Genomic DNA, 21555 nt, shown 5'->3' on the forward strand with positions numbered 1-21555 from the left:
TGCTAATGAGCCAATTTGAAGATTTGAGAATTTGAAAATATAATTTGTTTTTCGTCTTGTTCAAATGGCCAATCGTAAATATTAAAATTGTAAACGACATGATGCGTAAACTAATTTTATCCGGCTTTTTGCTGTTGTGTTCTGTTGTGCTGATGGCACAAAATAAGTACGATTTTTTGGTGGCGGCCGATGGAAGCGGCGATTTCAAAACCGTGCAGGAAGCCATCAATGCCGTGCCCGACATGCGTGCCAACCGTACCCGTATTTTTATTAAACCGGGTGTCTATAAAGAAAAACTGACCTTGCCAGCAAATAAAACTAACGTGTCGTTTGTCGGCGAGGATCCCGCTAAAACCATTCTGACATTCGACGACTTTGCGCAACGTAAGAATCGTTTCGGAGAGAATATTGGCACTTCGGGTTCTTCTTCCTTCTTTATCTATGGCGATGGTTTTACGGCAGAAAACATCACCTTCGAAAATTCGGCCGGGTCTGTGGGACAGGCAGTAGCTGTTCGCATCGACGGCGATAAAGTGAGCTTTTTTAATTGCAGGTTTTTGGGCTTTCAAGACACGCTCTATCCGCATGGCGAGAAAAGCCGTCAATACTACAAGAATTGCTACATCGAAGGAACAGTCGATTATGTTTTCGGATTTTCTACGGTTCTCTTTGATAACTGCACCTTGTTCTGTAAAAAGGCCGGATATGTAACGGCTGCGTCAACACCCAAAGAAAATGCCTATGGTTTTGTGTTCCGCAATTGTAAAATCACCGGTTCGGCTCCCGAGGGCGCCTTTGCTTTGGGGCGTCCGTGGAGGCCTTATGCTAAAGTGGTTTATTTGGAGTGTGAGATGGACAATGTGATTGCTCCTGCCGGATGGAATAACTGGGGCAATGCCGAAAACGAAAAAACGGCTTACTATGCCGAATACAAAAGCCGCGGTGCAGGAGTCAATGTCTCTCAACGGATGGCCTGGAGCCATCACTTGACTGAAGAAGAGACAAGGCAATATACAACGGCCAATATTCTTGGAGACTGGAATCCGGAAACGGGGCGATAAGATAAACAAACAGGAACCGGATAGTATATTTCCTAATCCGATTCCAGTTTTATTTCTTTTAAGGTTGTTAAAAAAAAGGTTGTTATTTGAAGTTGCCTAAATTGACTGACAATTATTTATTAGCTACCATGTTAAGTTTAACGAATTTGAAACTTCCGCTGCTTTTGTAGCCTTCGACAACAAACGATACTTCGTGCATTTTTCCCAGGTTCATTCCCAGTTTTTCCCATTGTTTAAAATGCTCTGAAATATGGATGTTCCCTTTGTTTCGGGTGTTTTTTCTTATGCTGAAATATTGAGTGAATGTAGCAGTCCCGACAATAGAGGGCTGATTGATCCGGGTAGTTTGGTAAATGTCATACAGACTGCCGTCGATATAAAAAGAACCTTTCTTTATAGCATCCTTAGACATCGAGGGAATCCAGTTACGCCAGTCTTCTACAATGTAAAATTCAACAAGAGGATCTACACTCCAGCCATAAATTGCTAAATAGGAGTTTCCGGCCTTGGTATTCGGTTTGTAGATGCAGCTGTATTTTGCTGAAAATGTACCGATTTCATTGTGCTTTTGAGTTTGGTTATACGCCAGACCACGACGAGCGAGGTAGTTTTCAATATCGTTCCATTTGCCGCTGAATAAAGCGCCTTTGCCAAGGGTCATACAAGCCTCTCCTTGCGAATTTTGATTCCACAATTCATAACGGAATCCGTTTTTTACACCTTGTTTCTGATCTGAACTTGCATCGATGCACAACGTTTGCGAATAAACGTTCATGGCAATTACCAATTGCAATGCTATTATGAGTTTGAATTTCAAGGTTGAGAACGTGTTTTTTTTCATGTTTGATTTCATTCTAAGGGTTTGTTTAGTAATATTCAAATTATTCAGCGTTTTTCGTGTGCCGAATTTTTGCGAACTCAGCCGAAATATAATTGTCGTACGACAGACATACTTCGGTGGCAAAGTCAATGCCATAACCGATCAATTGTTGCCAGGTGTCAGCTGAAACGGACGAAAGCGCATTGTTTCCAATATTGTGTTTGTAAAGTCCGTAAGCAATACCGGCGTTGAAAGTGTCGCCGGCACCGATGGTACTTACCGGTTCTATCTTGCGTGTTGGCAGGCAAAGTGTGATTTCCGGCGTTTTTAGGTAGGCGGCTTCTGAGCTGGACGTGTAAATAAGCGTAGTGCAGAATGGTTTCACGGCTTCGTAGGCTTCCTCGCTGTTTTTTGCTCCGAAAATAATCTCCAGATCTTCATCAGAAGCACGTACAACCGAAGCCAGAGACATGTTCTCGATAATGGCTGGTCGCAATTGCTCCAGCTCATGCAGGTGAGCTTTCCTAAAATTTGGATCATAATAGATCAAGGCATTGAGGCTTTTGGCGTAAAGCAGAAACTCACGTAAGGTCTCCCGAATTTCCATGGCAATGGCATAAATCGACCCGAACATTACAATGTCATTTTCATTTACTTCGGGAAATGTAATGTCGAACCGTTTTTGAGGATACGACTTGTAAAAAGTATAGGATGCGTTATTGTTTTCGTCCAGAAATGCCAGAGCCAACGCCGATTTGCCGTCCTCAAAATGGTAAACATAGTCGCTGTTGACGCCATTTTTATTCAGAAAATCGTCAATCATAAAACCTACCGGATCGTTGCCGTATTCGGAAATAAAATGAACAGGAAGCCCCAAACGACCAAGACTGACGGAGGTATTTAACATGGATCCTCCGGCGGTGGATGCTACTGGTTGCCCGTTTTTGAAAATAATGTCGAGAACGGTTTCTCCTATTGTGAAGATTTTACGCATGAGTTACATTTACGATTTTAGAATTTACTATTTACGATTGAATTGGAAGGTCTCAGATGTCATTCTCAAATTTCCACATTCTCACATTTTCAACTTGACAATGCGGTTTTGTCCAGTTCTTCATCCGGATATTTTGCAAAGAACGTGTTTAGTTTAAGGCCTATTTTTGTTATACCTCCAGTTTTATCAGACTCTATATTGAGCGGAATTACCGGATCGTGGAGTGAAAGACGGAGCAGAAACCATCCGTTACCAGAGTTTGCATCGCAGGCAATGCGGATACCTTCGTAGTTATTGGGAACAATCGTCCAACCCGGAACCGAAGCAACGAAATATTTCAATTGTTCTATCACCGTATTGCCATAAGTCTTGAAATCGTCAACCTTTATCTTCAATCGAAATTCTTTGCTTTCTGCCGGAACACGCAAGCCGGTAATTAGCTCACTCAAATCTTTTCCTTCAGCAATTTTCATTTGGGCAGCTTTGATCACCAGTTTGGTGACCAGATAAGCGCCGTCATCCAGAAAATAGTTTTCCTTCAATGCCGCATGGCCGCTGGTTTCTATGGCGAGCCAACACTCCTGGCCGTTGTTGTTGAGTCTGATAGCTTCGTTGATAACATTTTTGTAGCCTCGTTTGAAGCGGTGATGAGTTCCACCCAGCTTGCCAATGAATTCAGCCAAGCCGTCGGAAGTGATGGAATCAGTGACAATGGTAGAGTGGGGATGTTCTTCCAAAATGATGGCACCGATCAGGGCTATTAATTCATTACGATTGATACTTTCACCTTTGTGGTCGACAGCTGCAGCCCGATCAACATCGGTGTCGAAGATGATTCCCAGGTCGGCATTATTCTTCAAAACGGCTTTTTGAATGAACAACATGGCTCTTTCATTCTCAGGATTAGGTATGTGGTTGGGAAACAAGCCGTCAGGATCCAGAAATTGGCTGCCGGTAGTATCGGCGCCAAGTGGTTGCAAAACCTTTTCAACATAAAACCCACCGGCACCATTTCCGGCATCTACTACAATTCGAAAGCCAGAGAGTGGCGTAGCGTAATGTTCCGGATGATTGATCTCTTTTCTGACTTTGTCAACTAAAAAGCTCGAATATCTTGAAATTAAATCGAATGTGGTGACTTCCCCGCGATTAGCGGATGGTGTGGTTATTAATGTTGCCGTTTCCAGAATGCGGGTAATGTCCGGTTTGTCGAGTCCCCCTTCTTTGGTGAAGAATTTAATGCCGTTTCGGTTGAATGGTAAATGACTTGCTGTGAGCATTGCTGCGCCGTCAAACTGCGTTTCTTCGAAAATAGTGCTCATGTACATCGCCGGAGTTGAGGCAATGCCGCAGTTAATGGCTTTTGCTCCCGATGCCACCACGCCTTCTATAAATGCTGCAGTCAACGTTTCGCCTGAAATGCGAGAATCACGGCCAACAGCGATGCTGAGTTGGTTGGCCGGTTTGCCAGTATGTCGTGAGAGCCATGCAACAAAAGCCAGAGCTATGATTTCAACTGTTTTTGTGGTCAGATTAACGGTTTCTCCGTCTATACCTTCTGTGGCAACGCCGCGGATATCAGAACCGTTCTGAAGCGAGAGAAAATGATTTTTTTCCATGAAGATAGAGGTTGATGAAAGTGCATTATCTCACAAATATACGCAAGTTTCAAACGACTTATTCCCGATTTAAGGATGACGATTCTGTCTCAGATTTGAGTTATTTGGAGACTGTGGCAGCCTTTTGTTTCTCAGCTTCAAAACAATGACGGCAGATTGGCTCGTATTCATTTTTCTCGCCCAGCAAAACCTGATGAGCATCCGAAACCAGACGGTGTGAAACATAGCCGGGATTGCCGCAGCGCACACATACTGCATGTTCTTTGCTTACGTCGTCGGCAATAGCCATCAGGGCAGGCATCGGACCAAAAGGTACACCGCGGAAGTCCATGTCGAGACCGGCTACAATCACACGAAGTCCACTGTTGGCTAACTGATTACATACTTCAACGATGCCTTCGTCGAAAAACTGTGCTTCGTCAATGCCCACTACGTCAACATCACCTGTCAGTAGCAATATGTTTCCGGACGAATCGACCGGGGTAGAAACAATGGAATTATTATCGTGAGAAACCACTTCGACTTTCGAATAGCGGGTGTCGATAGCCGGTTTAAAGATTTCGACCCGTTGTTTGGCAAACTTTGCCCGTTTCAGTCTTCGGATTAGTTCTTCTGTTTTACCCGAGAACATGGAACCGCAAATTACCTCGATGCTTCCTTTCTTGCCGGAGGTGTTAAAGTTTGATTCGAAATAAATCATTTTATATTGTATAACTATTTGATTTTAATTGGTATGCGTGTATTTCTGTAAAGGAGAAAACTTGGAAAATATCAAAATGTGGAAATAGCACCTTTTTATCTTTTAGAATCCTGATATTTTATCTCTTTTATATTTGTTTATCTGTGCGTTATTTCTGCCAATTTGCATTGTCAATTGTCAATTTTCCATTGTCAAATATAAAATTATCCAGTATCTTTACACTACATTTGCAAAGGTAAAATTTGCCTTTTAATTTGCCATTAAAATTGTAAAGAAACTTATGAACAAAGAAGTTTTGCTTGCGTTAATAGATAAGGATATTAAGGAGTTAGCCATCCTGAATAAAGGGTTTGCTGAAAATGATATTGTATCGGCCACTATTCTTGGATTGGCAAAGGCAAAGGCAGAAAACATTTTGACCGGATTGGTTCAATTGGGAGAGATGCAAAATGCTCCTCAACCTGTTGTGGAAGCTAAACAAGAGGAATCTCCTGTTTGCCCTGCTGTAGAAGAAACTCCACAGGTGACTGTCTCCGAACCGGAAAAGACAATTGAACTGGAGCTTGATCCGGAAATAGAGACGGTGATTGAACCGGAGATTCCGGCTGTGCCCGAACCCGAATTACCGGAACCTGCACCTGTGGAACCGGCTCCGATGCCCGAAGCTGAACCCGTGGTGGAAACAAAACCGGAAGAAGAAATAACCAAACACTCTTTGGCAGAAGTGCTGAATACAAATGGACATTCGTTGAACGATCACCTGGTGGAAAAATCCGAGCCATCACTTGCTAATATACTTTCCAATTCTAAGGTTGAAGATTTGCGTCAGGCATTGAGTCTGGCAGAACGTTTCCGTTTTCAACGCGAATTGTTTAATGGTAACGGAGAAAAGATGAACACGACACTTTCGTTACTCAACGCTATGAAGACGGAAGAAGAAGCTGTCGCTTATCTGTCGGCTTTGGGTTGGCAGGAGGAAGATGGCTGTGTGGGCGAATTCAAACAACTGGTTCATCGTAAGTTTTTATAAATTATGGGCAAACTGTATCTGGTACCTACTCCGGTTGGGAATCTCGAAGATATGACCCTGAGGGGCATACGTATTTTGAAAGAAGTGGATCTTATTCTGGCTGAAGATACACGTACGTCAGGCTTTTTGTTGAAGCATTTCGGGATAGAAACCCGCATGATGTCACATCATAAATTCAACGAACATAAAACGGTGGCTGCTATTGGCGAGCGTATTGAAAAAGGTGAAACCATCGCTCTTATTTCCGATGCCGGTACTCCGGCTATCTCCGATCCTGGCTTTATGCTGGTACGTGAATGTGTGGCGCGTGATATTGAAGTGGAGTGTTTGCCCGGTGCTACGGCTTTTGTTCCGGCTCTCGTCAATTCGGGTTTACCCAATGACCGGTTCTGTTTTGAAGGTTTTTTGCCTCAAAAGAAGGGTCGGCAAACGAAGCTGAAAGAGCTGGCTCTGGAAACGAGAACCATGATTTTTTATGAATCGCCTTTTCGTCTGGTGAAAACCCTGCAACAGTTTGCCGAATATTTCGGCTCGGAGCGGAAAGCCTGTGTATCGCGCGAAATCAGCAAGCTTCATGAAGAAAATGCCAGAGGAACAGTAACCGAATTGGCGGCTTATTTTACTGAAAAACAACCCAAAGGAGAAATTGTCATTGTTGTTGGAGGATTGGAAAACTAATCTTACATTTGTTAAACATCTTGATTCTATTAAAGATTAAATTGTGTCATATTGAATGTTTTAATATTTAATGTGTTGCACTGAAAATTGTCTCCATACTATCTTAAACGAAAAAAAATATTTACGTATGAAAAATGTACTTGCTGTACTTGCCGTTTTATTGCTTGTTTCTTGTCACAAGCAACCTGCTGATGTTGAATCCTTGCAGAGACAGAATGATTCGTTGATGCAGGTGAAAGCTCAATTGGAAAATGAGACTAACGAATATCTGGCGTCGATGAATGAAATTGAAGCAAACTTCGACAAGGTGAAACAAATGGAGAATTACATCCAGATTAATAAATCGGCAGAGAATACGAATCAGGATGTGAGAAGCAAAATTAACGATGATATTCTTCTGATGACAGATATGCTGAAGAAGAATAAAGAACAGATCGCAGCGTTGACCCGTAAAATGGGCAAAAGCGCGATTAAAATTCGTGAAATGCAGAAGACAATAGAGCGATTGAACAATATGCTGAACGAGAAAATTGATCTGATTCAGTCTTTGTCGAATGAATTGCAAATCAAGGATGCTGCTATTGCTGACCTGAATAAGAACGTGGAAACGTTGAATCAGGACGTGGCAAATCTGAAAACTCAAAGTCAGGCGCAACAGGAACAAATTGCCAATCAGGATGAAAAAATTTATACCGGATGGTATGTGTTTGGTTCTGGAAAAGAACTGAAAGATCAGAAAATTCTGACAAGCGGAGGATTTCTATCTTCAACTAAAGTGCTTCAGAAAGATTTCAATAAGGAATACTTTGTAAAGGTGGATATTCGTCAGGTAAAAAGCATTCCGCTTTATTCTCCCAAAGCCAAAATCCTTACGATGCATCCTTCCGGGTCTTATTCTCTGGACAAACCTGATGGAAAGAATGGTAACTATGTGTTAACTATCAAAGACTATAAGGAGTTCTGGAGTGTTTCCCGTTACTTGGTTGTAAAAGTTGATTAAACCCAAATTCCGCTATAGCGGAATTTGCCCGAAGGGCTGCGAAAAATAATATTTTTGTCAGGGTTAACCCGGACATTTTTGCAGGTAATCTGCAAAAATTGTCGATTAATCAACATAATTTTTTTATTGATTGATTTGGGTTAAACTATCATCGTAGCTTTTTGTCATATAATTAAACATGTAGTTTGTTCGTTAAGACTTTACTACAACACTAAAATGACAACATTATGAAATCAACAAAGAATTCGTATTTTTCCCTTACTTGTGCCATTGCTTTGTCGTCGTTGATTGCGTTGCCGGCTTTTGCACAGAGAGGTGAAGGAAACCGTGAACAAAGATCGGATAATAAGCGAGGCGAAGTAAGAAACGAACGGCAACAGACCAGTCGCCCGGAAAACCGTGGCAATGCTCCCGCTCAGGTTAATGCTCCCCGTTCTAACGCGCCTCAGGCGTCAAATGCTCCCCGGGGCAATGCAGACAGACGGGATGTGCGTCCCGGAAACGACCGTTTCAATGCTCCAAGACAAGGTGGCGCTACCATGCGAGACAATCGTGCGTGGGATGCACGTAATGATCGTTTCTACGGAAGATGGCCGGCTCGTGGTGCTTCAGTAAGAGTTGTGCCTCAGGGCGGATACTGGAGAAATTATCGTGGTGTACGTTATATGTATCACAATGGTTTTTATTACAGACCTTACGGTTCTTCTTATGTGGTAGTTGCGCCTCCGATTGGATTTCGTATCACGACACTGCCGGTAGGTTTCGTTGCTTTTACGCTTGCCAATGCTGCCTATTACTATTATGCCGGGGCTTATTATCAACGATATAACAACGAGTATGTCGTTGTTCAGCCTCCTTTGGGCGCTTTGGTACAGAGTATACCGGAAGGTGGTCAACAGGTGGTTATTGACGGAAATACATTTTATATTGTTGACGGAATTCAATATCAGGCCGTAATGTTCCATGGAAGTATCTGGTATAAAGTAATTAAGATTGAAGATCGCGTGGATGATTATAATGGCGAAAATCCATATTAATTATCACAAAAAATATAATTAAAACGACAGGCAGAATGATCTACATTTCTGCCTGTTTTGTTTTTTTACTAATGCTCAAATAAGATGCAAGTAATTTCAATGAAACTGTTTTAACAAGGGCTTTTTGTAGTAAATTTGCAAAATTATTGAACCAACAAAACTAATGCCTTGCAAATGTGCACAAAGTGTTGTCTGTAAAGTGTATAATCAATTTATTTTGAGATGAACAAGACAAAATTGCAAGGACATGCTGCCATTTTTGTGGCCGCCATCATATTTGGAGCGAATTTTCCGATTACAAAACACCTGATGCCTCACTGGATGTCTCCCTGGGCGCTGACATATTCCCGTTTTGCTTTCGGTGCTATTGCCTTTTGGACCTTATCTTTATTTGTGAAAAAAGAACGGGTTCCCCGAAAAGACATGTTTACGCTGCTTTTGGGATCCATGCTGGGTGTTGGCTTTAATCAGGCATTGTTTATTTTCGGTCTTCAGTATACATCACCGACGGATGCATCTATCGTAAATACCGTGATGCCGATTATGGCAATGGTAATTTCGTTTTTTATACTCAAAGAACCGATTACTTTGAAGAAAGCAGGAGGTGTTTTCCTGGGTCTATTTGGCGTTTTGTGTGTGATTCTGTCAGCTCACGTTCCTGCGGGAGCATCCAAATCGGCTCCTATACTGGGAGATTTGTTCTGCGCATTGAGTTGTCTGATGTATGCGTTCTTTCTGGTAATCACCCGCGATGTGTCTAAACGGTATTCTCCGGTGACAATTATGAAATGGATGTTCTTGTTTTCAACCATCCTTTCATTTCCGTTTGGATACAAAGACCTGTTGACCGCAAATTTGTTTGTGAGTGGTTCATTAAATGAATGGCTGTCGTATGGCTATTTATTGGTGGGCGCGACATTCATTACCTATTTGCTGATGCCGGTTGCTCAAAAGAGAATACGCCCAACTACTATCGGAATGTACAATTATGTACAACCTCTGGTTGCTTCTGTAATAGCCATTTCAATCGGACAGGATGAATTTACCTGGATTAAACCCATTGCTGCTATTCTGATTTTTGCGGGAGTTTATTTTGTGACAACCAGTAAATCGCGCGAGGATATTGAGAGAGAACTGGTGGAGGTAAAACCAGCTCTCGACTCAGAAGATGCTGATCGTTTTCAGGTGGAAGTGGTGACCCAACAGATCAATAAGGATAAGAAAATTAATTAAAACAACAATAATATTTTTATTATGAACATTTTACTACTTGGATCGGGCGGAAGAGAACACGCCATGGCATGGAAAATAGCACAAAGTCCTAAAGTGTCGAATTTGTACATAGCACCCGGTAATGCCGGAACTTCTTCAGCAGGGACAAATCTTGCGATTGCCGCTGATAATTTTCCTGCTATCAAAGATGCAGTTGAAAAGTATGCTATTGATATGGTGGTCGTCGGACCGGAAGATCCATTAGTAAAAGGAGTTGTCGATTTCTTCGAAGCAGATGCCGAATTGTCGAAAATACCCGTTGTAGGGCCTAATAAAATTGCCGCTCAACTGGAAGGCAGTAAGGATTTTTCGAAACAGTTTATGGTTCGGAATAACATTCCTACGGCGCGTTACCAGAGTGTTACAATTGATACAATTGAAGAAGGCGTGGAATTCTTGCAAACGCTGGAAGCTCCTTACGTACTGAAAGCTGATGGGTTGGCTGCCGGAAAGGGCGTGCTCATTATCAATGATTTGGAAGAAGCCGTTTCGGAATTGAAAAGTATGCTTCAGGGTAAATTCGGTGCAGCCGGTAATACGGTTGTAATTGAAGAATTTCTTTCCGGCATTGAATGTTCTGTGTTTGTTGTTACAGACGGTAAACATTATAAAATTCTTCCGGAAGCAAAAGATTACAAACGGATTGGAGAAGGCGACAAAGGTCTTAATACCGGTGGTATGGGAGCTGTATCTCCTGTTCCGTTCGCTGATGCTGAATTCATGCAAAAAGTGGAAGAACGTATTATTCGTCCTACAGTTGAAGGTCTGGATAAAGAAGGAATTGTTTATAAAGGCTTTATTTTCTTTGGTCTGATCAAAGTGAAGAACGAACCTGTGGTTATTGAATACAATGCCCGTATGGGAGATCCTGAAACAGAAGTAGTAATGTTACGTCTGAAATCGGATCTTGTGGAATTGTTGGAAGGTGTTGCCGCCGGAAATCTGAACGAAAAAACTGTTGAATTTGATTCCCGCAGCGCCGTTACCGTTATGCTCGTGTCCGGTGGATATCCCGAAGATTACGAAAAAGGAAAAATTATCACCGGTCTCGATCAGGTGGAAGGAAGTATTGCTTTCCATGCTGGTACCAAAGTTGCAGATGGCAATGTGGTGACTAACGGAGGTCGTGTGATTGCGGTAAGTTCTTATGGCGCATCCAAAGATGAAGCTCTTGCACAGTCGTTTGCCAATGCTCAAAAAATCAGTTACGAGGGGAAATATTTCCGTCGTGATATCGGTTTCGATTTGTAAAACTCGGATTTCATAATGCTTTTTACTCTTCATAACGTAGCTGTAGCCTATGACAATAAACCTATTTTTTCTCCTGTCAGTTTTCAATTGAATACAGGAGAGAAAATGGCGATAAGTGGCCCTTCCGGCAAAGGAAAGAGCAGCTTGTTTAATGTGTTGCTGGGCTTTGAACATCGTTATCAGGGAGAAGTGTTTTATGACGGGAAGCCATTATCTCCCGCAGTAATTCAGGAAATCAGAAAGCAGGTGGCGTGGTTACCTCAGGAAATCAATGTTTTGCCAACACAGACGGTTCGCGAATTTATATATACTCCGTTTGAATATCAGGTCAATAAGCATAAAAGGCCTGCTATCAATCAGGTAGAATCCATACTTGAAGAATTTGATCTAAAAGCTGAAATTCTGGATCATACAATTGGTTCGGTTTCAGGCGGAGAAAAGCAGCGTGTCGGAATTTTGACGGTATTGCTATTACAACGCTCGATTTTATTTTTGGACGAACCGGTGGCCGCTCTAGATGCCAGGATGAAGAAGAAAGTTGTTGATCGATTGCTTGGAAATAAACAGCTGACGGTTTTATCTACATCGCATGATGCTGTATGGAACGACCATTGCGATAAAATAGTAACACTTTAATCGGGATGGGATCTACGGTTGACATAAGCTGGACGGCATTGCTGATAAGCGAATTGTTTCTTGCAATTCCGTTGTTTGTGCTTGGTTACTATCGCACTCATTTGGTGAAAGCGACGATAATTTCTGTGCTTCGGATGACGATTCAGCTTTTTCTTGTCGGAATTTATTTGGGTTATATCTTTAAACTCAATAATCCGCTGGTGAATGTGGCGTGGGTAATGGTTATGCTGGGTGTTACCTGTCAGACTATCGCCCGAAGGGGAGAGCTCAAGCTGAAGTATTTTCTGATCCCGTTTGTTGTTTCAATTGTTTTTACGCTTACCGTTGTCGATGTTTTCTTCCTTGGCTTCACGGTTCGGATAGGATATTTGCTGGATGCCCGCTATTTCATCCCGATTACAGGGATGATGTTGGGTAATATTATGCAGTCCAATGTAATAGCATCTAATTCTTTTTATCACAACATATATAAAAACAAGGTTGCGTTTCGATTTGCGTTGGCATCAGGAGCTACCCGTCATGAGGCTGTTTTTCCTTTTGTGGGAGAAGCCCTGAAAAAAGCATTTAACCCAACGATTGCTCAAATGGCTACGATTGGTCTGGTGTCGTTGCCGGGCATGATGACAGGCCAGATTTTGGGCGGAAATGATCCTTCTGTGGCTATCAAATATCAGATTATGATGATGGTAGCTATTTTTACTGCAAACGTTATAAGCGTTATTTTATGTATCCGTTTGTCCGGCCGTTTTATTTTTGATGCTTACGGAAATCTCAGAGAAGAGGTTATTCGAAATTAATGTGATCAAAAAACGGATTACGCAGTGCTGGAAAGTATTGAAATGAGGACATCCGGCTAGGATAAAAACAAATTATTCTCGGATAAAAATGATAAAAAAGAGTATCTTTGTAATACTCAACCCGAGCAGAAATAGTAACATCATACGAATATGCGATTGGATCAATCCATTTGTGACGAATTGCATATGACTCTAAAATTATTTGCGTATGAATTCAGCATTAAATTTATTGTTGCGTCTGGGCATTGCCACCAGCATGCAGGACAGGGAAGCGGTAATAGACAGGATAAGTTCCGTATTGGAGGATAAAATGGGGACTGATCCTGATAAGGCTCAAAAGGTGGGGGAAAAAGTCCTTGCCGGAATTGAAGGCCTTAAAGATCAGTTGTCTATTGAGCAAATCATTTCTTCTCTTTCCCATAATGACGATGCGATAGAGAAACGACTTGATGAACTGACGGAAGCTGTCAACAAGCTGAATGCCAATGTTGAAAAACTAATGAAGAATAAATAACCCGGACCAAGGTTCCCATAACTGTATATAGCAATGAAGATATTTCGGATTTATACAACGTGGCTTCAGTTTTCAAGAGCGTTGCAGATTATCAGGGTGCTGACAAAACATGCCTTTCGTGAATGGTTTTATCGTACGAAAATGGGAAAAAGGCGTTTGCGCCGTCACCCGAAAGCCCAGCTTGACGTACGTACAACCCCTGAACGTGTGCGACTGACCATTGAAGAACTTGGTCCTACCTACATTAAATTCGGTCAGATACTTGCCGATCGTCCTGATATTATATCCGAACGGTTTCGTATCGAATTAAAGAAACTTCAGTCGAAAGCAATTCCTATTGACGACGATACAGCCGTTAAGCTTATTGAGGACGAACTCAATGATTCTATTGATAACGTTTTCGCATACTTTGACCACCGTTGTCTTGCTGCGGCCTCTATAGGTCAGGTGTATCAGGGGCGGCTGCATACCGGAGAAGAGGTGATTGTTAAAATACAACGTCCTCACATTATCAGCAAAATAAAACTGGATATATACCTGATGCATTTTGTGGCCAAACAGTTGGTGAAAAATTATCCTGATTTGGTAGCTATCAATGTGTTAGGCTTTATTTCTGAGTTTCAGGATAAAATCATGAAGGAGCTTGACTATACGGTGGAAGCATCGAATATCAAGCGATTCGAATTCATGTTTAAGAACGATCCTACCGTTCATATTCCGGCTGTTCATATGGAATATTCAACGCGCAAGCTGTTGATAATGGAGAAGATAGTTGGAATTACGCCGGATAATATTCAACGGCTTAAAACCGAAGGGTATGACTTGCATCAGGTCGCTGTAAATGGAGCGAATGCCTTATTGAAAATGATCCTGGAAGAGGGCTTTTTCCACGGAGACCCGCATCCGGGCAACTTATTTGTTTTACCCAATAACGTTGTTGGCTTCATAGATTTCGGAATGGTGGGCGTTCTTCGTCCTCGTGAAATGAGCTTCCTTGCTCAGTTTTGCATGGGATTTGTTCGTCGAGATACACGTGCCATTGCTTCGTCTTTGCTTACGTTGTGCGATGTCAAATTTTTTGATCAGACCGAGGATATGGAATTTCAGATAGATCAGATTCTCAAGCAATATGGTCACCTGACAATCGAAGAAATTGACTTTTCGAAAGTGATGCAGGATTGTATTAATCTGGTAGTTTTATTCCAGTTGAAGATACCTTCCGGCATCTTTATGCTTGCTAAATCGTTGGCAACTTTGCAAAAATTTGCAGGTAATCTCGATCCCGATATTGCTTTGACTCCTATCGTTCTCCCATACGCCAAAAAGCTGGTGCTGACACGGTTTAGTCCCCGAAAAGTGGCTGCCTCTATCTATGATACGGCAATGGATTATGTGAACCTTGTAAATACACTTCCGTCAACAGTCAACGAAATCTTGTACAAAATAAAAGAAGGAACCATGCACCATCAGGTTCATATTGATGAGAAGAACCCGGTTACCCGTGTTTTAAGAAATATTGGTTACCGTATGGTGTCGGCCATTTTGATTATTGGTGTATTTGTCGGTTCTTCCATTTTGATTGTAAATACACCGGAACGTCCGTACGGTAAGTTTGCTCTATACATGTCTTCATGTATTATTGTTTTCTTACTTCTGAAAGCATTGTTTGCACGAAAAAAATAGAACTATATTGAAAATCAAATTATAAACTAAATTTTTACTGAAAGAAAAAACCAATGGAACAGATTCATAAAACGTTGCGCGATGCAAAAGGGATGAGATGGCTGGTGTTGATACTGGTATCGTTTACGATGTTGTGTGCTTATTATTTGACTGATGCTATGGCTCCCTTACAGGAACGGTGTCAAACAAGTTTATCGTGGAGTGCAACGGATTATGGCTTTTTTACCAGCGGTTACGGTTGGTTTAACGTCTTTCTGCTGATGCTGGTTTTCAGCGGCATGATACTTGATAAGTTAGGCGTAAGATTTACAGGTGTTTTGTCTATAATAATAATGATAGCCGGTGCTTTTGTAAAGTACTGGGCTATTTCGGGTCATGTAGATGGTACATTCGAAATGCACCTGGGTTCTTATCAATTGCTTGCGCCAACGGCAAAATCTGCTGTGGTTGCAGGTTTGGGATTTGCCATATTTGGTGTGGGTTGCGAAATGTTTGGTATCACAGCAAATAAAGCCGTAGTTCGTTGGTTCAGAGGAAAAGAAATGGCTCTGGCAATTGGATTAAATACTTCTACGGGACGTATTGGTACAGCATTGGCTATGTTCACGCCGGTGCCTTTGGTTAATATGACAGGCCATCTAAGCGCACCGGTGATACTTTCACTGCTGTTGCTTTGTATCGGATTTCTGATCTTCCTGCTGTTTGGTGTTTTGGATAAAAAACTGGATAAGGAAGAAGCAGCAGCCGGTATCTCTTCAGATGACGAGTTTAAGTTCAGAGATATTATTGATATTGCAAAAAATAAAGCATTCTGGTATATTACAGCACTGTGCGTACTGTTTTATTCGGCCGTTTTTCCGTTCATTAAATTTGCCACTAACCTGATCGTACAGAAATTTGGTATTTCGGATACTTTTGCCGGCTATATTCCTGCTCTGTTGCCTTTCAGTGCACTACTGCTTACACCTCTGTTTGGTAGTATGTACGATAGGAGAGGACGTGGGGCTTCCATTATGGTTCTGGGATCTTTGTTGTTGGTTTTTGTACACCTGTTGTTTTCCATTCCGTCGCTTAACAATTTGTATATTGCCGTGGGATTGGTGATGGTATTGGGTGTGGCATTTTCAATGGTGCCATCAGCAATGTGGCCTTCGGTTGCCAAAATTATTCCGGAAAATAAACTTGGTACAGCATATGCGATGGTGTTCTGGGTTCAAAACTGGGGTATCATGGGAGTGCCTCTTCTCATCGGAAATGTTCTCGATAAGTATTGTATTAGTGGACATGTCCAGAAAATGGTAGATGGTAAAATGATTGAAGTTACGCAGTATAATTATACTATTCCGATGTTGATTTTCGCCTGTTTTGGTGGCGTGGCCATTTTATTTGCATTTCTCCTGAAACATGAAGATGCAAAAAAAGGATACGGACTGGAAAGACCCAATATTAATAAATGATAAAATAGTAGATTTTGTTCTATTATCGACAAGCCAATCTTATGTGAGATTGGCTTGTCGTTTTTTTAGGGGTGTGATTGTAAAATGGCTGTTTTTGCCTTATGTGATATGTAATATTAGGGGGTGTGTATGAAAAAAAACTGCTTTTTTGCTCAAATGGTTATAAAATATAGGGGTATTCTTGTATTTTGTAAATATCAAAATGTATTGTGTTTTGTGTTTTAATGCATCATTATGTAATGTAAAACGTTTTTATTGTAATCAAAATGATATTTATATGCGGAAAATATTGTACATTTGTGTCGGTTTTATTACTGCCGATATAAATAATCAATAAACGAACTATAATATGTGTGGATTTGTAGGAATATTCGACCTGAAGGTAAAAGCAGAAGATTTGCGTTCTCAGGTGCTTAAGATGTCAAAGAAAATTCGTCATCGCGGACCCGATTGGTCAGGGATTTATTGTGGAGAGAAGGCAATTTTGTCACATGAACGGCTTTCGATTGTGGATGTTGCTTCGGGTAAACAGCCATTGTTCAGTAAAGATGGGAATCTGATTCTTGCTGTGAATGGCGAAATATATAACCATCAGGAAATTCGTGAACGTTATGCTGGTAAATATGAGTTTCAGACTAAATCTGACTGCGAAGTAATCCTTGCATTGTATCGCGATAAAGGTCCTGCTTTTTTGGAAGATCTGAGCGGTATTTTTGCTTTTTGTCTTTATGATAAAGAAAAAGACATCTTCATGGTTGGTCGTGATCATGTCGGAATTATTCCTTTGTATATGGGCTGGGATAAGCAGGGTAATTTCTATGTGGCCTCAGAATTGAAGTCTTTGGAAGGATATTGCAATATTATTCAGGAATTTATGCCGGGTCACTATCTCTACAGTCCTGATGGAGAAGTGAAGAAATGGTATGTGCGCGACTGGATGGAATATGATAATGTGAAGGATAACACAACGAGCATTAATGAGTTGCGTACTGCACTTGAAGATGCTGTTCGTCGTCAGTTGATGTCCGATGTTCCTTATGGAGTTCTGTTGTCCGGTGGGCTTGATTCCTCCATTATTTCTGCTGTTGCCAAAAAATTTGCATCAAAAAGAGTGGAAGACGGAAGTACTCAGGATGCATGGTGGCCTCAGTTGCATTCATTTGCAGTAGGGCTCGAAGGTTCTCCAGATTTGGTGGCAGCCCGCAAAGTGGCCGATTATATCGGTTCTGTTCACCACGAAATCCACTTCACGATTGAAGAAGGTCTCGATGCGGTCAGTGATGTGATCTATCATCTTGAAACTTATGATGTAACTACAGTACGTGCTTCAACTCCAATGTATCTGATGGCTCGCGTTATTAAGTCGATGGGAGTGAAGATGGTGCTTTCGGGAGAAGGAGCTGATGAAATATTCGGGGGTTACCTTTATTTTCATAAAGCACCGAATGCTAAAGAATTTCATGAAGAAACAGTTCGTAAACTCGACAAACTGCATCTCTATGATTGTTTGCGTGCTAATAAATCGTTGGCAGCATGGGGTGTTGAAGGTCGTGTTCCTTTCCTAGACAAAGAATTTATGGATGTTGCCATGCGCCTGAATCCTAAAGATAAAATGGCTGGCGAAGGTAAAATGGAGAAATGGGTACTTCGCAAAGCTTTTGAAGATTACTTGCCCGAATCTGTTACATGGCGTCAGAAAGAGCAATTTTCGGATGGTGTGGGCTATAGTTGGATTGATACGCTGAAAGCCCGTGCTAACGCTAAGATATCTGATCAGGAATTGGCGAATGCTAAATATCGTTTCCCGATTAATCCTCCTAAAACAAAAGAAGAATACCTGTACCGTACAATTTTCACAGAACATTTCCCCTCGGATTCGGCTGCGGCTACGGTACCATCTGATCCTTCGGTTGCATGTAGTACTCCTATTGCTTTGGAGTGGGACGAAAGCTTCAAAAAGAATGCAGATCCATCAGGGCGTTCGGTACTGTCGGTTCACAATGATGCAAAGGAGAATTGATAAACAGATTCTCTCTTTAAAACGAATAATGCCTCTCAATTGGGAGGCATTATTCGTTTTAAAGAGTGGTGCGCTATGTGGCAAAATGTTTTGAAGTGCAGTTTGGGAAAAGCTGATGGAGTGAATATAAATAAAAAAGCAGACACATCATGCATCTGCTTTTTATATTTTATCGTTGAGTAATTGAATTTTGATCTATTAATTCTACTTTACATTTGATTTGTTTTCCGGAACCTTCTTCGGTTAGTAATACTTCCGGTGCTGTATCTTTTTGAGGATCTTTCGTCTTGAAAGCGATTTTGTATTTCTTTTCTTTGTCAGCCTGGAACTTTACCAGATAATGTTTGTGATAGTCAGGGATGATTTTACAAGCGCCGGTTTGAAGCTCAACTGTGGGTTTGTTATTGAGAGTGGCGTCCCATCCTTTATAATGTCTGATTTCGACTATGCGTTCTCCGGCTTTAACTTTGACTGCTTTGGGCCATCCTTTGTAAAAACTGCCGACAGTCTGAGAGTCTACTTTTACAAGTAGTGCGGCTTCTAAATAACTCTTTCCCTGGATGTTAACTTTGTCTTTTTCTCCTTTAATCTCAAACATTTCAGTGGCTGAAACTTTGTCCCCGCAATAAGCTTTCGGAGTTATGCAATTTGAAAATAAAGGCACTGATAAACAGGCTAAAAACAATAGATTAATTGTTTTAATACGCATACACTAATGCTGATTATTTATGTAAAGTTTCGGGGTATGTCCGTAACAATACCCTCCTTAGATTTGGTAGTGCAAAATTCGGTTTTTTTGTCGATATCCGCAATATGATGTTGAACTGTAGAAGTTAATAATTAATATTTAATTTACAAATAAATGGATAATTGATTATTTCACAATGCTAAATTAAAGTTAAAATACTGGCTGTGATGCAGGTTGTGGGTATGTTTCTTTTTTTGTATTTTTGGTAGTTCAAATGAGGTATTTCTATATTGTTCAAAATCAAGAATAAAAGACTATGGGTATTTTTAATTTTTTCTCAAAGGAAAAGCAGGAAACGCTGGATAAAGGATTGGAAAAGACCAAAAACAGCGTGTTCTCTAAACTTTCGCGCGCAATTGCCGGCAAATCGAAAGTGGATGACGAAGTGCTTGATAACCTAGAGGAAGTACTTGTTACGTCAGACGTTGGGATTGAAACTACGCTTCGTATTATTAAGAGGATTGAAGAAAGAGTTTCTCGCGATAAATACATGGGGACGTCCGAGCTGAATGCTATTCTGAAAGAAGAAGTTGCAGCTTTATTGGCTCAAAATAATACCGGAGAAATGCTCGATTTCTCGAATCCATCCGACAAAAAACCTTATGTTATTATGGTGGTTGGCGTTAATGGAGTCGGTAAAACAACAACGATAGGTAAGCTTGCATATCAGTTTAAGAAAGCCGGTAAAAGTGTTTATCTTGGAGCTGCTGATACATTTAGAGCTGCTGCGGTGGAGCAACTTGTGATTTGGGGTGAAAGAGTGGGGGTTCCTGTTGTGAAACAACAAATGGGCTCGGATCCGGCATCCGTAGCGTTTGATACGCTAAGTTCTGCAAAAGCCAATGATGCTGATGTTATTATTATTGATACTGCGGGCCGTTTGCATAACAAAGTGAACCTGATGAATGAACTTACGAAAATCAAAAATGTGATGCAAAAGGTGATTCCTGATGCACCGCATGAAGTTCTTTTGGTTTTGGATGGTTCTACCGGACAAAATGCTTTTGAACAGGCACGTCAGTTTACCAAGGCTACAGAAGTGACCGCGCTTGCAATTACAAAACTCGATGGAACAGCAAAGGGTGGAGTTGTAATTGGAATCTCAGATCAATTTAAAATTCCGGTACATTATATAGGTCTTGGTGAAGGGATGGAAGATCTTCAGGTATTTGCCAAGGATGAGTTTGTGGAATCATTATTCAAATAACATTTCGTATAGTTCCTAAATTTATTTACAAGATCATGAAACGTATTGTTGCTTCGGTAATGTTATTGTGCGCGATTGTTTTGCTTGCACAATCCCAAAACAAACAAATTTTACCATTGTGGCCGAATGGAGCGAAAGAAAGCAATGGTATTACGACTCCTGAAAAAACGGAAAACCAACATCGAATTATAAATATATCAGAAGCTTCTATAACGGTTCAGTTGCCGGCTGCGTCAAAGGCTACGGGGGCCGCTGTGGTAATCTGCCCTGGGGGTGGTTATATCGCAGAAGCGGCTTTTCATGAAGGATATCAGTTTGCTGATTGGCTCAATGAACATGGAATTGCCGGAATCGTATTAAAATATCGCTTACCAAACGGACACTCCGATATTCCTTTAACCGATGCAAAGCGTGCAATGCGTCTCGTTAGAGCTCATACCAATGAATGGAATATTGATCCGAAGAAAATTGCTATTGCAGGGTTTTCTGCCGGAGGCCATTTGGCATCGACTCTGGGTACTCATTTTGATGATGGTGATGCCAAGGCGTCTGATGCGGTTGAGCGTTTCTCCTCGCGACCTGATTTAATGCTTCTTTTCTATCCGGTTGTGTCCATGAAGAAAAATGTAACTCATGCCGGATCAAGATCGAATCTTTTAGGACAGAATCCGCCCTCAGAGCTTGAAGATCTGTATTCGAACGAGTTACAGGTCAAAGCAAATACACCGCCAACGATTCTGTTTCTTAGCGATGATGATGGTGCAGTTCCTCCGGTAAATAGCATTCAGTTCTATAATGCTTTGAAGGAGAAGAAAATCCCTTCATCCATGGCGATATTTCCAACCGGAGGCCATGGCTGGGGAATGAGAACGAATGTCTCTTTCTGGCAAATTTGGAGAGAAATGCTTGCCGATTGGTTTGTCAAATATCAGTTTGTAAAGCAATAATTAAAAAGAATAGTATTACAGAGAGAATCATACTTTACGAGTAAAGCAATGTTTCTCTCTTTTTTTAATAGTTGTTTTTTGAAA

Annotated in this window: 20 protein-coding genes; 15 read left to right on the forward strand and 5 right to left on the reverse strand. The window is 41.3% G+C overall.

The window, feature by feature from the left end; genetic code table 11:
• Window positions 1–98 precede the first annotated feature (98 nt).
• Window positions 99–1061 carry a pectinesterase family protein gene (locus PJIAN_RS11260; protein ID WP_068706436.1) on the forward strand — a complete coding sequence of 321 codons (963 nt, stop codon included), beginning with the start codon at window positions 99–101 and terminating at the stop codon, window positions 1059–1061.
• A 112-nt stretch (window positions 1062–1173) separates the two neighbouring features.
• Here PJIAN_RS11260 and PJIAN_RS11265 read toward each other — a convergent pair whose 3' ends face one another.
• The 4 genes from PJIAN_RS11265 to PJIAN_RS11280 form a co-directional block, all read right to left on the reverse strand.
• Window positions 1174–1902, reverse strand: a complete 729-nt coding sequence (locus PJIAN_RS11265) for a glycoside hydrolase family 11 protein (protein WP_172795606.1) — start codon at window positions 1900–1902, stop codon at window positions 1174–1176.
• A gap of 40 nt (window positions 1903–1942) precedes the next feature.
• The gene (locus PJIAN_RS11270; protein ID WP_068705089.1) at window positions 1943–2875 is read right to left on the reverse strand and encodes a carbohydrate kinase family protein; all 933 of its coding nucleotides are present in this window, start codon (window positions 2873–2875) and stop codon (window positions 1943–1945) included.
• Between the two features lie 89 nt (window positions 2876–2964).
• Complete coding sequence (locus PJIAN_RS11275; RefSeq protein ID WP_068705091.1) at window positions 2965–4494, reverse strand: phosphohexomutase domain-containing protein; 1530 nt, start codon at window positions 4492–4494, stop codon at window positions 2965–2967.
• Window positions 4495–4594: 100 nt separating this feature from the next.
• Window positions 4595–5194: a thymidine kinase gene (locus PJIAN_RS11280; RefSeq protein WP_068705093.1), complete on the reverse strand. Its 600-nt coding sequence runs from the start codon at window positions 5192–5194 to the stop codon at window positions 4595–4597.
• A gap of 280 nt (window positions 5195–5474) precedes the next feature.
• Between PJIAN_RS11280 and PJIAN_RS11285 the strand changes: the two genes are divergently transcribed.
• The 12 genes from PJIAN_RS11285 to asnB all read left to right on the forward strand — a co-directional run bounded on the left by PJIAN_RS11285 (window position 5475) and on the right by asnB (window position 18569).
• On the forward strand, window positions 5475–6224 hold the full coding sequence (locus PJIAN_RS11285; RefSeq protein ID WP_068705095.1) for a DUF8457 domain-containing protein: 750 nt from the start codon (window positions 5475–5477) through the stop codon (window positions 6222–6224).
• Window positions 6225–6227: 3 nt separating this feature from the next.
• Window positions 6228–6902 carry a 16S rRNA (cytidine(1402)-2'-O)-methyltransferase gene (gene rsmI, locus PJIAN_RS11290; protein WP_068705097.1) on the forward strand — a complete coding sequence of 225 codons (675 nt, stop codon included), beginning with the start codon at window positions 6228–6230 and terminating at the stop codon, window positions 6900–6902.
• A 127-nt stretch (window positions 6903–7029) separates the two neighbouring features.
• Window positions 7030–7902 (forward strand): Cbp1 family collagen-binding glycoprotein adhesin, encoded by an 873-nt coding sequence (locus tag PJIAN_RS11295; RefSeq protein WP_068705099.1) that lies wholly within the window; start codon window positions 7030–7032, stop codon window positions 7900–7902.
• A gap of 227 nt (window positions 7903–8129) precedes the next feature.
• Window positions 8130–8939 (forward strand): DUF6515 family protein, encoded by an 810-nt coding sequence (locus PJIAN_RS11300; protein WP_068705101.1) that lies wholly within the window; start codon window positions 8130–8132, stop codon window positions 8937–8939.
• 222 nt (window positions 8940–9161) lie between these two features.
• Complete coding sequence (locus PJIAN_RS11305; protein ID WP_068705103.1) at window positions 9162–10172, forward strand: DMT family transporter; 1011 nt, start codon at window positions 9162–9164, stop codon at window positions 10170–10172.
• Between the two features lie 21 nt (window positions 10173–10193).
• Window positions 10194–11462: a phosphoribosylamine--glycine ligase gene (gene purD, locus PJIAN_RS11310; RefSeq protein ID WP_068705105.1), complete on the forward strand. Its 1269-nt coding sequence runs from the start codon at window positions 10194–10196 to the stop codon at window positions 11460–11462.
• A 15-nt stretch (window positions 11463–11477) separates the two neighbouring features.
• Window positions 11478–12098: an ABC transporter ATP-binding protein gene (locus PJIAN_RS11315; protein WP_068705107.1), complete on the forward strand. Its 621-nt coding sequence runs from the start codon at window positions 11478–11480 to the stop codon at window positions 12096–12098.
• Window positions 12099–12103: 5 nt separating this feature from the next.
• Window positions 12104–12895: an ABC transporter permease gene (locus tag PJIAN_RS11320; RefSeq protein WP_068705108.1), complete on the forward strand. Its 792-nt coding sequence runs from the start codon at window positions 12104–12106 to the stop codon at window positions 12893–12895.
• 208 nt (window positions 12896–13103) lie between these two features.
• A complete protein-coding gene (locus tag PJIAN_RS11325; RefSeq protein WP_068705110.1) occupies window positions 13104–13409 on the forward strand; it encodes a hypothetical protein in 306 nt (101 codons plus the stop codon).
• Between the two features lie 33 nt (window positions 13410–13442).
• Window positions 13443–15092 carry an ABC1 kinase family protein gene (locus tag PJIAN_RS11330; protein ID WP_068705112.1) on the forward strand — a complete coding sequence of 550 codons (1650 nt, stop codon included), beginning with the start codon at window positions 13443–13445 and terminating at the stop codon, window positions 15090–15092.
• Window positions 15093–15145: 53 nt separating this feature from the next.
• Window positions 15146–16549: an MFS transporter gene (locus PJIAN_RS11335; RefSeq protein WP_068705114.1), complete on the forward strand. Its 1404-nt coding sequence runs from the start codon at window positions 15146–15148 to the stop codon at window positions 16547–16549.
• Window positions 16550–16898: 349 nt separating this feature from the next.
• The gene (asnB, locus tag PJIAN_RS11340; RefSeq protein ID WP_068705116.1) at window positions 16899–18569 is read left to right on the forward strand and encodes an asparagine synthase B; all 1671 of its coding nucleotides are present in this window, start codon (window positions 16899–16901) and stop codon (window positions 18567–18569) included.
• A 169-nt stretch (window positions 18570–18738) separates the two neighbouring features.
• Here the strand turns inward: asnB and PJIAN_RS11345 are convergent, their stop codons facing one another.
• Window positions 18739–19167 carry a hypothetical protein gene (locus tag PJIAN_RS11345; RefSeq protein ID WP_068705118.1) on the reverse strand — a complete coding sequence of 143 codons (429 nt, stop codon included), beginning with the start codon at window positions 19165–19167 and terminating at the stop codon, window positions 18739–18741.
• Window positions 19168–19573: 406 nt separating this feature from the next.
• On the opposite strand from PJIAN_RS11345, the gene ftsY reads away from it, so the two are divergent.
• On the forward strand, window positions 19574–20524 hold the full coding sequence (gene ftsY, locus PJIAN_RS11350) for a signal recognition particle-docking protein FtsY (protein ID WP_068705120.1): 951 nt from the start codon (window positions 19574–19576) through the stop codon (window positions 20522–20524).
• Window positions 20525–20559: 35 nt separating this feature from the next.
• A complete protein-coding gene (locus tag PJIAN_RS11355; protein ID WP_068705122.1) occupies window positions 20560–21471 on the forward strand; it encodes an alpha/beta hydrolase in 912 nt (303 codons plus the stop codon).
• The last annotated feature ends 84 nt before the right edge of the window (window positions 21472–21555 follow it).

Source organism: Paludibacter jiangxiensis, from assembly GCF_001618385.1.
Classification (GTDB): Bacteria; Bacteroidota; Bacteroidia; order Bacteroidales; family Paludibacteraceae; genus Microbacter; species Microbacter jiangxiensis.